Below are 12499 nucleotides of genomic sequence, written 5' to 3' on the forward strand. Positions count from 1 at the left end.
TCCCCGGGCACGCCCCGCCCCGGCTCGGCCCTCAACAAGTCCGCCGCCGTCCGCAAGCGCCGCCTCACCCTGGGCGCCGCGGCCCTGGTGCTGCTCGCCGCGCTGGGTGTGGGCGGCTGGCTGGCACTGAGCGACGACGACGCGGCCGCACCCGAGCAGGAGACGGGGACCTCGGCACCGGGCACGCCCTGACCCGGGGGCCTCGCGGGCCGTTCCCGGCGGCCCCGGAGCGACCCGCGAAGGCGCCCGGGACCGGGCCGCGGGGTCCTGATCACGCGGCCCGAGGAACGTCCGTGCCGACAGCCGTTACGCTGGACCCGTGGCAGTCGTCGATATTTCCGAAGAGCTGAAGTCCCTCTCCTCGACCATGGGGTCGATCGAGGCCGTCCTGGACCTGGATGCGCTGAGGGCGGACATCGCCGCGCTCGAGGAGCAGGCGGCCGCGCCTTCCCTCTGGGACGACCCCGAGGCGGCGCAGAAGATCACCAGCAAGCTTTCGCACCTCCAGGCCGAGGTCCGCAGGACCGAGGCCCTCCGCGGCCGGATCGACGATCTCGAAGTGCTCTTCGAGCTCGCCCAGGACGAGGGCGACGCCGACGCCCTGGCCGAGGCCGAGTCCGAGCTGGAGTCGGTCCGCAAGGCGCTGGACGAGATGGAGGTCCGTACGCTCCTCTCCGGCGAGTACGACTCCCGCGAGGCCCTGGTCAACATCCGTGCCGAGGCCGGTGGCGTGGACGCGGCCGACTTCGCCGAGAAGCTCCAGCGCATGTACATCCGCTGGGCCGAGCGGCACGGCTACAAGACCGAGGTCTACGAGACGTCGTACGCGGAGGAGGCCGGCATCAAGTCGACCACCTTCGCCGTCCAGGTGCCGTACGCCTACGGCACGCTCTCCGTCGAGCAGGGCACCCACCGGCTCGTCCGGATCTCGCCCTTCGACAACCAGGGCCGCCGCCAGACGTCCTTCGCGGGCGTCGAGGTGCTGCCGGTCGTCGAGCAGACCGACCACATCGAGATCGACGAGTCCGAGCTGCGCGTGGACGTGTACCGCTCGTCGGGCCCCGGCGGCCAGGGCGTCAACACCACGGACTCCGCGGTCCGTCTGACCCACCTCCCGACCGGCATCGTGGTCTCCTGCCAGAACGAGCGCTCGCAGATCCAGAACAAGGCATCCGCGATGAACGTCCTCCAGGCGAAGCTCCTCGAACGCCGACGCCAGGAGGAGCAGGCCAAGATGGACGCCCTCAAGGGCGACGGCGGCAACTCCTGGGGCAACCAGATGCGGTCGTACGTCCTGCACCCGTACCAGATGGTCAAGGACCTGCGTACGGAGTTCGAGATGGGCAACCCGGAAGCGGTCTTCAACGGCGAGATCGACGGCTTCCTGGAGGCGGGCATCCGCTGGCGCAAGCAGCGGGAGAAGTAGGAACAGCAAGCGTTCACGGCGGTGCCGGAAACCCCGCGGGGTCTCCGGCACCGCCGTTTTCGTCGGCCGCACGGGGCAGCTCCCGAAGGGGAGTTGGAGTTCCGGGTTGCGCGGGTGCTGTGGTGAGTGCGTCACAGTCGGGACTCCGAATGGAGGCCAACTCCCTTCATACCGGTTCATATTGCACGGAACGGCCTTGACGTAGTCCTTAACTGTGGACAGGGTGCTAGAGCAGCATGCGTATGTCTGGGACGGGTGTGAACGGGGGCGGGCGGCATGACCACGGCTCCATGTGGCGCTGTTCGGAGCGAACCCCGCAGAGCCGGGGCCCGCATATGGCTGCTCCACTGACGAGAACAGCTACTGGGGGTAGCAGCACATGACGAAGAAGACGCGAGTCCGCGTCGCGCGGATCGCCGCAGGTGCGGTAATCGCCGCGGGCGCCTCGCTCACCGCCGCCGGTGTGGCTTCGGCCGTCGGTGTCGATGTCAACGTTGCCGGGCTGTCGGCCAACGCGCACGTCGATGACACCGGCCTGGGCATCGACGCCGGCCTGGACGGGCCGTCGGGCGATTCCCAGGGCGGCGACCCGGGCGGTGTCGACAATGGCGGCACCACTGAGGGTGGCGACCAGGGTGGCGCGGGTGACCAGGGTGGCGCGGGCGACCAGGGTGGCGCGGGTGACCAGGGTGGTGCCGGTGACCAGGGTGGCGCGGGCGACCAGGGTGGTGCCGGTGACCAGGGTGGCGCGGGCGACCAGGGTGGTGCCGGTGACCAGGGTGGCGCGGGCGACCAGGGTGGTGCCGGTGACCAGGGTGGCGCGGGCGACCAGGGTGGCGCTGGTGACCAGGGTGGTGCCGGTGACCAGGGTGGCGCGGGCGACCAGGGTGGCGCCGGCAACAACGGCGGCAACAACGGCAACGGTGGCAACGGCAACGGTGGCAACGGCAACGGTGGCCACCAGTCCGGCGGCAACGGCGACAACGGCGGCAACGGCAACGGAGGCAACGGTTCGTCCGGCACCTCCGGCAACGCCTCCGCCGGTTCGACCACCGGTGGTGGCGACGACAGCAACTGCACCGTCGACCTCGACGGCGCGAACTGCGCGGACAACACCACTCCCGACTCCGCCGGCAACCAGCCGGTCGAGCAGGGCAAGGGCAAGGACGAGCTCGCCGAGACCGGTGCGGCCGAGACCACGTTCCTGCTGGTCGGCGCCGCGACGATGATCGCCGGAGGCATCGGCTTCCGGATCATGCCGCGCCTGATGAACGGTCGCACGGTCGCCTAAGGGTCACCTGCGGTAACAGAGGGACACAGAGGGGCCCGGGACGCCGATCGGCATCCCGGGCCCCTCCACGTACACGTCCCGACGCCTGCGGGCGACCGGGCGGAGCACGCGGCTACCCGCCCGCGCGGCTACACGCTCTGGTGCGCCAGCAGCGCCAGCGCGCCCAGCAACACCACCAGCAGGGCCACCAGCATCACCGGGTTCAGCCCGGCGAACATTCCCTGCTCCTGTTCCTGCTGCAGCCGCGCACGGCTCGCCCGGCACACGGGGCAACGGCCCTCGTTGACGGGCGCCGCGCAGTTCGCGCACACCAGTCGGTCATAGGTCATGCGCTTTCCTCCTCCCGCGCGGCGGAGCCGCATACGCCTTCTCTCCGCACAACGCTCATGGAAACGCAACCGTTCCCCCTACCACTGTGCCAGCTCGCGCGGATTTCGGCGCGGCCCGCCGGACATCACCCGATCCGTCGCGCTTCGGACCCGCGTCCGGCCGGTACCGTTCCGCCATAAATCGCCCATCCCCGGACGCGCGCCTGCACGCCTCAGTCCGGGTCGCGTATGGTCACGCACACCTACTCCCGGCCGACCGTGGTGCATCCGTGATCCGATTCGACAACGTCTCCAAGACCTACCCGAAGCAGAGCCGTCCCGCTCTACGGGATGTGTCTCTCGATATCGAGAAGGGCGAGTTCGTCTTCCTGGTGGGCTCATCCGGCTCCGGCAAGTCCACCTTCATGCGACTCATCCTCCGTGAGGAGCGCGCCAGCCAGGGCATGGTCCACGTCCTGGGCAAGGACCTCGCGCGCCTGTCCAACTGGAAGGTGCCGCACATGCGCCGCCAGCTGGGCACCGTGTTCCAGGACTTCAGGCTCCTGCCCAACAAGACCGTTGCGGAGAACGTGGCGTTCGCGCAGGAGGTCATCGGAAAGCCGCGCGGCGAGATCCGCAAGGCGGTGCCCCAGGTTCTCGACCTGGTCGGTCTCGGTGGCAAGGAGGACCGGATGCCCGGTGAGCTCTCCGGTGGTGAGCAGCAGCGCGTGGCGATCGCGCGAGCGTTCGTGAACCGTCCCATGCTGCTGATCGCGGACGAGCCGACCGGCAACCTCGACCCGCAGACCTCCGTCGGCATCATGAAGCTGCTGGACCGGATCAACCGGACCGGCACCACCGTGATCATGGCGACCCACGACCAGAACATCGTCGACCAGATGCGCAAGCGCGTGATCGAGCTGGAGCAGGGCCGTCTCGTACGCGACCAGGCCCGCGGCGTCTACGGCTACCAGCACTGAGCATCGAGCACTGAAAGGACGCCATGCGCGCCCAGTTCGTCCTGTCGGAGATCGGCGTCGGCCTCCGTCGCAATCTCACGATGACCTTCGCCGTCGTCGTCTCCGTCGCCCTCTCGCTCGCCCTGTTCGGCGGCGCGCTGCTCATGCGCGAGCAGGTCAGCACGATGAAGGACTACTGGTACGACAAGGTCAACGTCTCGATCTTCCTGTGCAGCAAGAACGATGTGACCTCGACGCCCAAGTGCGCCAAGGGCGCTGTCACGGCGGAGCAGAAGAAGCAGATCGAGGGCGACCTCGGCAAGATGGACGTCGTCGACACGGTCACGTACGAGTCCGCCGACCAGGCGTACAAGCACTACCAGGACCAGTTCGGCGACTCGCCCATGGCGAGCAACATCACGCCGGACCAGATGCAGGAGTCGTTCCGGGTCAAGCTCCACGACCCGAAGAAGTACAAGGTGGTCGCCACCGCCTTCGCCGGCCGTGACGGGGTGCAGTCCGTCCAGGACCAGAGAAGCATCCTGGACAACCTCTTCCAGTTGATGAACGGCATGAATGTGGCCGCCCTCTTCGTGATGGCGCTGATGCTGGTGATCGCACTGATGCTGATCGTGAACACCGTCCGGGTGTCCGCGTTCAGCCGACGGCGCGAGACCGGCATCATGCGGCTGGTCGGGGCCTCCGGCTTCTACATCCAGATGCCGTTCATCATGGAGGCCGCGTTCGCCGGGCTCATCGGTGGTGTCCTGGCCTGCGTGATGCTGCTGGCGGGCCGGTACTTCCTGATCGACGGCGGTCTGGCGCTCCAGAGCAAGCTGAATCTGATCGACTTCATCGGCTGGGACGCGGTCTTCACCAAGCTGCCCCTGGTCCTGGTAATCGGCCTGCTGATGCCCGCCGTTGCCGCGCTCTTCGCGCTCCGCAAGTACCTCAAGGTGTGACAAGCGCCCCCTGGGCGCGCGGCCAACCGGCCGTGCGCCCAGGGGGCGTTGTCCTAGACTCGGCGCCATGTCGGGCCCCACGCAGTGTTTCGGGCCCCGCGGCGTGCGCCGCGGGGCGGCTCTGACATTGGTTTTCGCCAGTGTGCTGGCCACCGCCGCGGCCACCGGCTCGCTGCCGCGCGGCAGCGCGAAGTCCGAGTCCTTCGCGACCCGTTCCGTGGCCTCCACCGTCGACCGCGACGAGGTGGCCGACGCCGCCGCCCGGGCCGTGGCCGACGGCAAGTCCGGCAAGGAGGCGGCCGAGGCGGTCGTCAGCCGCAGCGGCGACCGCTGGGGCGCGGTGTACGACGAGCGGCAGTACGAGGAGTTCGAGCAGGCCCTGGACGGCTCGTACACCGGCGTCGGGATCTCCGCGACGCGCTCCGCCGACGGGCAGGTCGAGGTGGCCCGGGTGCAGCCCGGCAGCCCCGCGGACCGGGCCGGCATCGAGCCCGGCGACCTGCTCCGCACGATCGACGGCCACCGGGTCGACAGGCGCCCCGTCGCCGAGGTCGTCGCTCTGCTGCGCGGGGACCGTACGGAGGCCGCCGAGGGCTCCACCGTCGTCCTGGGCACCGCGCGCGGCGACCGCCGAAGGACCGAGAGACTGCACCGGGCCAGACTCACCACCGAGCCCGTGACCGTGCGACGACTGGGACCGCCCGGCTCCGCCGCCTCCGGGGCCGTGATGATCGAGGTCGACTCGTTCACCAGGGGCTCCGGCGCCAAGGTCCGGAACGCGGTCCGGGGCGCCCCGTCGGACGCCGGTGTGCTGCTCGACCTCCGCGGCAACTCCGGCGGCCTGGTCACCGAGGCCGTCACCGCCGCCTCCGCCTTCCTGGACGGCGGCCTGGTCGCCACGTACGACGTGCACGGCGAGCAGCGCGCCCTGTACGCGGAGCCGGGCGGTGACACCGACCGCCCCCTCGTCGTCCTGGTCGACGGCGGCACGATGAGCGCCGCCGAACTCCTCACCGGCGCCCTCCAGGACCGGGGCCGCGCCGTCACCGTCGGCTCACGGACCTTCGGCAAGGGCTCGGTCCAGATGCCGAGCAAGCTTCCGGGCGGCTCGGTGGCCGAGCTGACCGTCGGCCACTACCGCACCCCGGCGGGGCGCAGCGTCGACGAACGCGGCATCACCCCGGACCTCGCGGTCGGTTCCGGGGCCGAGCAGCGGGCCGAAACAGTATTGAGTGGCCTCGGGGGTGGGTCGTAGTGCGAAAATGGCCGCACTATGGCTAAGGAAAAGGACACGGGGCGCAAGCTCATCGCGCAGAACAAGAAGGCGCGGCACGACTACCACATCCTCGACACCTACGAGTGCGGCCTCGTGCTCATGGGCACCGAGGTCAAGTCGCTGCGGCTGGGCCGGGCCTCCCTGGTGGACGGCTTCGTCCAGATCGACCGCGGCGAGGCGTGGCTGCACAACATCCATGTCCCCGAGTACGTGCAGGGGACCTGGACCAACCACTCGGCGAAGCGGAAGCGCAAGCTGCTGATGCACCGCGCCGAGATCGACAAGCTGGAGTCGAAGTCGGGCGAGACCGGCCACACGATCGTGCCGCTCGCGCTGTACTTCAAGGACGGCCGGGTCAAGGTCGAGATCGCGCTCGCCAAGGGCAAGAAGGAGTACGACAAGCGCCAGACCCTCCGCGAGAAGCAGGACACGAGGGAGACCAACCGCGCGATCTCGGCGGCACGCAGGCGCCAGCGGAGCGCGTAGGACCGTGCCCGGCCCGGCTCCGCCGGGCGGCGGCAGGAATAGGCTGGCATCGTCGCGTGTTGGTCACGTACGATGGCACTGCACCTCACAGCAGGTGCACGCATTGAAAACAAAACATGGGGATGATCGGTTTCGACAGCGGATGTCGAAGCAGGGGAAGCGTGTCGAGGAAGCGGCAATGATCTCGTAAACCATATGTCGCAACCAATAATCGCCAACACCAAGCGCGATTCCTTCGCCCTCGCTGCCTAAGTAGCGACTTGCGAAGTGTCAGCCCGGGGGTGATCCCGACCCGGATCCTGGCATCATCAAGGGATCTAAACTTCTAGACCCGGTCACGGGGCCTGGAAGGAAATCAAACAGTGACTGAGCCCGTCGGAGACTTGTTCGCGTGATTTCCGGGGCTGAGAAAAGCGCAGCGAACTGCACACGGAGAAGCCCTGATTCTGCACCGTTGGACGCGGGTTCGATTCCCGCCATCTCCACAATTCCCATGTGAGCCTCTGCCCTGCGAACGTCTTCGCGGGGCAGAGGCATTTTCACGCCCTGCGGACGGGTGCCCCGGCGGCGCGGACCGCTGCGGGCGGCCCCGCATGGTCCTGACCAGGGAGAACGGCATGCGTGGCGGCTCCTGGTCGATCGCAGTGCTTGAATGGACCGACCCCGTTCATGGCCGAGCAAGGAGAATCGCTGTGCCCCTGGTGTCCGTCGTGATGCCCGTGTACAACTCGGCAGCCACTCTCGGTGCTGCTGTCCGGTCGGTGCTCACGCAGACCCACAGCGACCTGGAGCTGCTGATCACCGACGACAAGTCGTCCGACGGCTCCATGGACCTGCTCATGGAGTTCGCCCGGCAGGACAGTCGTGTCCTGCCGGAATCGGCACCCGAACAGGGCGGTGCCGGCCGGGCCCGCAACCTTGCCATCGAGCGGGCCCGGGGCGACTACATCGCCTTTCTCGACAGTGACGACATGTGGCTTCCGGAGAAGACCGAGCGGCAGATCGATTTCGCTGTGGCAGGTGACGCGCCTCTGACGTTCACCTCCTACTACAAGATGGACGCCGGTTACGAGGGTGAAAGCACCGATTTCATCCCGAACGGTCGTGTGGTCCGGGCGAGAGAGCACGTGGACTACCGCGCGATGCTGGTCCGGGACTACATCGGCGCACTGACCGCCATGTATGACCGCAACGCCCTCGGCACGCGGTTGATGCCGGAGATGCGGAAGAGGCAGGACTACGCCCTGTGGCTGTCGATCATGCGTGACGGCGCTGACGCCCGGGGCCTGACCGAGCCGTTGGCGGTGTACCGGGCCCACCAGGCAGGTTCGCTGTCCTCCAACAAGCTGTCGCTCATCCAGTACAACTGGGCGCTGTACCGCGAGCAGGAGAGCCTGTCGGTGCCCCGGGCGACGCGGGCACTGACCGGTGCGGTCTGGCAGTCGCTGCGCAACTCGCGGATCTAGGGTCTTTCGTCCGGTCCGGTCCGGTCCGGTCCGGTCCGGGCCGGTGATCGGTGACCGGACACCGATCACCGGTTCCGTGTGAAAGGCGTTGAGGCCGGTCCCGATCTGCTCGGTGCGGATCGCAGCGGACCGTCTGTCAGACCCGTCTGGGACGCTCCGGACATGGAGATGACAGTGCAGCTGACGATCGACTGTTCCGATCCGCAGGCAATGGTGACTTTCTGGGCAGAGGCCCTGGGCTATGTGCCCGAGCCCCCGCCCGGCGGGCATGCCACGTGGCGTGCCCACTGGGCGGCGATGGGGGTGCCCGAGGCGGAGTTGCCGGCCGGCGCCGGGGATGTTCCGGAGTCGATCATCGATCCGGCGGGACGTGGACCGAGGGTGTGGTTCCAGCAGGTTCCGGAGCCGAAGGCCGCCAAGAACCGGTGGCACTTCGACCTGAAGGTCGGTGGGGGCGGAGACGTCCCGCTGGACGTCCGCGCACCGCGGGTCAAGGCCACGGTGGAACGCCTGGCCCGAGCCGGTGCCACCGTGCTGCGGATCAAGGACGAGCCGGACATGGGGTTCTACGCCGTCGCCATGCAGGACCCCGAGGGCAACGAATTCGACATCGTCTGAGGTCCGTCGCCCCGTGACGGGCGCAGGGCTCTCCGTACCTCGTGGTCACTGCCCCGTGCCGGTCGACCCCGCACCCGACCGCATGGCGCTCGCGGCAGCCCACCACCGGGGCCGATCTCCGCGCCGGTCACCGTACCCGGGGAGCCCGGACCCCGGCTGCCGTGATGGCCAGCGCCAGGGCCGCCGCGCAGACCGGCGCGATGTAGCCCACCACCTGTCCCGTGTGCTCCACCATCCAGCCCCCGGTCGCCGAACCCGCCGCGATGCCGCCCAGCAGCGCGGTCACGGCCAGCGTCATGCCCTCGTTCAACTGGCTCTCCGGGGTGAGGCGTTGCACCAGGGTCATCCCGGTCACCATGGTCGGGGCCGTCGCCGCGCCGGCCAGCAGGAGGGCGCCGGCGAGGGCGAGCAGGGAATCGGTCGAGGCGGCGGCGAGGAGCGGGAGGGACATCAGGGCCGTCATTCCGGCCAGGCAGCCGAGCAGCCGGCGCCGGATGTCCGCGGCCGGGCGGAGCGAGCCGTACAGCAGCCCGGCCACGCATGAACCGGCCGCCTGGAGTGCCAGGATCGCGCCCCCGGCGTGGGCGATCGTGACGACCTCCATCGCGCCGAAGACCGCACCGGTGGCGCGCTGGGCGGCGAAGATCAGTACGCCGGTCATCAGCAGGACCGCCCCGACAAGTGTTCCGGCCTCCGGGAAGAGCGCCGCGCACAGCAGCGCGGCCAGCGCCGGGCCGAGCATGAAGCAGAGTTCGTCGGCGGCCTGTTCGAAGGAGTTCGCGGTGTGCAGGGCGGCCGGGTCGCCCCGGTGCAGATGTGCCCAGCGGGCCCGGGACATCCCGCCCGTGTTGGGGGTGGTGGCGGTCGCCGCGTAGGAGGCGAAGAGGGTCCAGGCCGGGGCGTCGTAGTGCACGCAGAGCAGCAGGGCCAGCGAGCCGAGCGCGGCGATCGCGGTGGCGGGCACCGCGATCCTGGCCTGCCCGTACCGGTCGACGAGCCGGGCCGTCCAGGGGGCGACCACCGCCGTGGCGGCGAGGCCGGTCGCGGTGACGGCCCCGGCCAGGGCGTACGAGCCGCGCGAACCGGCGATCATGATGACCGCGCTGACGCTGAACATCCCCATCGGCAGCCGGGCGATGAGATTGCCCACGGTGAAGGCGCGGGCGCCCGGGGTGGCGAGCAGCCTGCGGTACGGGTTGGTGGACGCCCGCCGGGCGGGCGCGGTGCGCGGGGCGATGACCAGCCGGTCACCGGAGAGGGCGAGTACGGGGCGGTCGGCGGGGGTTCTCTCGTACGGCATGGATCAAGCGTCGGGGCGCACGGTGTCCGGGGTCCAACACCTACTCCGTAGTGATTGACGCATCTGTGTTGTAAATTCTGGTGTGGCCTCCTCCGATGACGATCCGGGTGCCCGGACGCGTTTTGCCGACACCCACACCGACCCCCGGCTGCTCCGCGCCTTCGTCGCGGTCGCCGAGGAACTGCACTTCACCCGGGCCGCCGCCCGGCTCTACATCGCCCAGCAGGCGCTGAGCCGCGACATCCGCCGGCTGGAGCGCGAACTGGGCGCGGAACTCTTCGTACGGACCACCCGGCAGGTCGCCCTCACCGCCGACGGCGAGCGGCTGCTGCCCTACGCGCGACGGGTGCTGGACGCGCACACCGAGCTTGCCGCCGCCTTCGCCGATCCCGCGGCCCGGCCGCTCTTCGTCGACCTCAACACCGACGGCATGGCGGCCGCCCGGGTGCTCGCCCTCGCCCGCGAGCTGGCCCCGGCCTGCGAACTGATGGCCCGGTTCGAGAGCGGCCTGACCTGGGCGGCGGGCGAGATCCTCGCCGGGCGGCTCGATGTCTCCTTCGGCCGCGCCGCCGGACTCGACCCCGGCGTACGGGCCCGGCTGGGCGTGCAGCCGGTGCGGTACGAGCCGATGGCCGTGCTGCTCCCCGACGACCACCCGCTCGCCGTGCGCGAGACCGTCGCGCTCGGCGACCTGGCCGGGGAGACCGTCTACGCGGGCGACGGAAATCCGCGCACGAAGGAGTGGACGGACTTCGCCCGGCTGCTCTTCGCCGAGTGGGACATCGAACTGGCGCCGCCCGTGCCGCTCGCGATAGGCGTGGCCGAATTCCAGCGGGTCATGGCCAAGGACCGGAACCCGGTGCTCGCCGTGGTCGACTTCCCTCCGATACCCGGCACCGTGATCCGTCCGCTGGTCCGGCCCCTGCCGCTCTCGCCGCTGCTGCTGGTCTGGCGCAAGGGGCTGCGCCATCCCGGCCTGGACGCCCTGCGCGAGGCGGCGGCCCGGCTGGGCGCCGAGGAGGGCTGGATGGTGCGTCCCGGCGACAGCTGGCTCCCCGGACCCGACGCGGCCCTGATGCTGGGATCCGGCTGAGCGGGCGCGGTGTGCCCCGAGGTATACCTTCGCCGGGCCGGGTACCGGTACGACCGCCCGGTGTCGGGTGACGTAACGGGCGGGAAATACGGGTGAACCAGCCCTGTCACGCATCATTGGCAGGCTCGCCCCTCGGCATCATCGGGCAGCAGCGGGACGAGAGCCGGGAAGACCACATGCACCAGGACGAACAGCACGGGCCTCTCACGGGTTTCACCGTCGGGGTCACCGCCGCACGGCGCGCGGAGGAGTTCGGCGCGCTGCTGGAACGACGCGGCGCCACGGTCCTGCACGCTCCCGCGCTGCGGACCGTGCCGCTCGCCGACGACGGCGAACTCCTCGCCGCCACCCGCGGAATCGTCGACTCCGCACCCGATGTGGTCGTCGCCACCACCGCCGTCGGCTTCCGCGGCTGGATCGAGGCCGCCACGGGCTGGGGCCTGGGCGAGCGGCTGCTGGCGGCCCTGGGCGGCGCCGAACTGCTGGCCCGCGGCCCCAAGGCCAAGGGAGCCGTCCGGGCCGCCGGGCTGACCGAGACGTGGTCACCCGTCTCCGAGTCCATGGCCGAGGTCCTGGAACGGCTCCTGGACGAGGGCGTGGCGGGCCGCCGCATCGCCCTCCAACTGCACGGCGAACCCCTCCCCGGCTTCATCGAGTCGCTGCGCGCCGGCGGCGCCGAGGTCCTCCCCGTACCCGTCTACCGCTGGACGGATCCCGAGGACATCGCCCCGCTCGACCGGCTGCTCGACACCACTCTCGCCCGCGGCCTGGACGCCCTCACCTTCACCAGCGCCCCGGCCGCCGTCTCACTGCTCCGCCGGGCCGAGAGACGCGGGCTGCTTCCGGAGCTCCTGGGCGCGCTGCGCGAAGACGTCCTCGTGGCCTGCGTCGGACCGGTCACCGCCCTGCCGTTGCAGGCCCGGGGCATCGACACCGTCCAGCCGGAACGTTTCCGGATCGCCCCGCTCGTCCAGCTGATCTGCCGGGAACTCCCCGCAAGGGCCCCGGCGTTGCCGGTCGCCGGGCATCAGGTCGAGATCCGGGGCCATGCCGTGATCGTCGACGGCGGGCCCCGCCCGGTGCCGCCCGCCGGGATGGCGCTGCTGCACGTCCTGGCCCGCCAGCCGGGCTGGGTGGTGTCCCGCGCCGACCTGCTGCGGGCACTGCCCGGTGGCGGCACGGACGAGCACGCGGTGGAGACCGCCGTGGCGCGGCTGCGCACGGCACTGGGCGCACCCAGCCTGATCCAGACGGTCGTCAAGCGCGGCTACCGGCTGGCGCTTGACCCGGTGGCGGCGGCGGACGGCGGGGTGG

General features: G+C 70.3%; 12 protein-coding genes, 1 other RNA gene and 1 pseudogene. 12 read left to right on the forward strand and 2 right to left on the reverse strand.

Annotated elements, in window-relative coordinates; all coding sequences use genetic code 11:
- The 3 genes and pseudogenes from AADR41_RS38340 to AADR41_RS38350 form a co-directional block, all read left to right on the forward strand.
- A pseudogene (locus tag AADR41_RS38340) lies at positions 1–192 on the forward strand (serine/threonine protein kinase); the annotation flags it as partial.
- 127 nt (positions 193–319) lie between these two features.
- Positions 320–1426, forward strand: a complete 1107-nt coding sequence (prfB, locus tag AADR41_RS38345; RefSeq protein ID WP_342286805.1) for a peptide chain release factor 2 — start codon at positions 320–322, stop codon at positions 1424–1426.
- 379 nt (positions 1427–1805) lie between these two features.
- Positions 1806–2717, forward strand: coding sequence for a hypothetical protein (locus tag AADR41_RS38350; protein ID WP_342286807.1), 912 nt, complete (start codon positions 1806–1808; stop codon positions 2715–2717).
- 128 nt (positions 2718–2845) lie between these two features.
- On the opposite strand, the gene AADR41_RS38355 is transcribed toward AADR41_RS38350, so the two are convergent.
- Entirely contained in the window at positions 2846–3046 is a 201-nt protein-coding gene (locus AADR41_RS38355) for a hypothetical protein (RefSeq protein WP_124723232.1), read from the reverse strand.
- A gap of 269 nt (positions 3047–3315) precedes the next feature.
- Between AADR41_RS38355 and ftsE the strand changes: the two genes are divergently transcribed.
- The 7 genes from ftsE to AADR41_RS38390 all read left to right on the forward strand — a co-directional run bounded on the left by ftsE (position 3316) and on the right by AADR41_RS38390 (position 8792).
- The gene (gene ftsE, locus AADR41_RS38360) at positions 3316–4005 is read left to right on the forward strand and encodes a cell division ATP-binding protein FtsE (RefSeq protein ID WP_124723233.1); all 690 of its coding nucleotides are present in this window, start codon (positions 3316–3318) and stop codon (positions 4003–4005) included.
- Positions 4006–4028: 23 nt separating this feature from the next.
- The gene (ftsX, locus tag AADR41_RS38365) at positions 4029–4946 is read left to right on the forward strand and encodes a permease-like cell division protein FtsX (protein WP_342286809.1); all 918 of its coding nucleotides are present in this window, start codon (positions 4029–4031) and stop codon (positions 4944–4946) included.
- A 67-nt stretch (positions 4947–5013) separates the two neighbouring features.
- On the forward strand, positions 5014–6201 hold the full coding sequence (locus AADR41_RS38370; RefSeq protein WP_342286811.1) for a S41 family peptidase: 1188 nt from the start codon (positions 5014–5016) through the stop codon (positions 6199–6201).
- Between the two features lie 18 nt (positions 6202–6219).
- Positions 6220–6708: an SsrA-binding protein SmpB gene (smpB, locus tag AADR41_RS38375; RefSeq protein ID WP_124723236.1), complete on the forward strand. Its 489-nt coding sequence runs from the start codon at positions 6220–6222 to the stop codon at positions 6706–6708.
- 118 nt (positions 6709–6826) lie between these two features.
- Positions 6827–7196: a transfer-messenger RNA gene (ssrA, locus tag AADR41_RS38380) on the forward strand.
- 204 nt (positions 7197–7400) lie between these two features.
- On the forward strand, positions 7401–8174 hold the full coding sequence (locus AADR41_RS38385; protein WP_342286814.1) for a glycosyltransferase family 2 protein: 774 nt from the start codon (positions 7401–7403) through the stop codon (positions 8172–8174).
- Between the two features lie 162 nt (positions 8175–8336).
- A complete protein-coding gene (locus tag AADR41_RS38390) occupies positions 8337–8792 on the forward strand; it encodes a VOC family protein (protein ID WP_342286816.1) in 456 nt (151 codons plus the stop codon).
- 127 nt (positions 8793–8919) lie between these two features.
- Here the strand turns inward: AADR41_RS38390 and AADR41_RS38395 are convergent, their stop codons facing one another.
- The gene (locus AADR41_RS38395) at positions 8920–10092 is read right to left on the reverse strand and encodes an MFS transporter (protein ID WP_342286817.1); all 1173 of its coding nucleotides are present in this window, start codon (positions 10090–10092) and stop codon (positions 8920–8922) included.
- A gap of 82 nt (positions 10093–10174) precedes the next feature.
- Here AADR41_RS38395 and AADR41_RS38400 point away from each other — a divergent pair, with 82 nt between their 5' ends.
- Both AADR41_RS38400 and AADR41_RS38405 read left to right on the forward strand, forming a co-directional pair.
- Positions 10175–11185, forward strand: coding sequence for a LysR family transcriptional regulator (locus AADR41_RS38400; RefSeq protein WP_342286818.1), 1011 nt, complete (start codon positions 10175–10177; stop codon positions 11183–11185).
- Positions 11186–11361: 176 nt separating this feature from the next.
- Positions 11362–12499: uroporphyrinogen-III synthase (locus tag AADR41_RS38405; protein ID WP_342286819.1), on the forward strand; the 1138-nt coding region annotated here is incomplete at its 3' end.

This window comes from Streptomyces sp. CLV115 (genome assembly GCF_038448545.1).
In the GTDB taxonomy this organism is placed as follows: Bacteria; Actinomycetota; Actinomycetes; order Streptomycetales; family Streptomycetaceae; genus Streptomyces; species Streptomyces sanglieri.

What these genes read in the sequence shown, in the direction of transcription:
- ftsX (WP_342286809.1), top strand. Translation starts at nt 4,029, where the DNA reads ATGCGCGCCCAGTTCGTCCTGTCGGAGATCGGCGTCGGCCTCCGTCGC.
- smpB (WP_124723236.1), top strand. Translation starts at nt 6,220, where the DNA reads ATGGCTAAGGAAAAGGACACGGGGCGCAAGCTCATCGCGCAGAACAAG.
- AADR41_RS38355 (WP_124723232.1), bottom strand. Translation starts at nt 3,046, where the DNA reads ATGACCTATGACCGACTGGTGTGCGCGAACTGCGCGGCGCCCGTCAAC.
- AADR41_RS38395 (WP_342286817.1), bottom strand. Translation starts at nt 10,092, where the DNA reads ATGCCGTACGAGAGAACCCCCGCCGACCGCCCCGTACTCGCCCTCTCC.
- AADR41_RS38370 (WP_342286811.1), top strand. Translation starts at nt 5,014, where the DNA reads ATGTCGGGCCCCACGCAGTGTTTCGGGCCCCGCGGCGTGCGCCGCGGG.
- AADR41_RS38350 (WP_342286807.1), top strand. Translation starts at nt 1,806, where the DNA reads ATGACGAAGAAGACGCGAGTCCGCGTCGCGCGGATCGCCGCAGGTGCG.
- AADR41_RS38390 (WP_342286816.1), top strand. Translation starts at nt 8,337, where the DNA reads ATGGAGATGACAGTGCAGCTGACGATCGACTGTTCCGATCCGCAGGCA.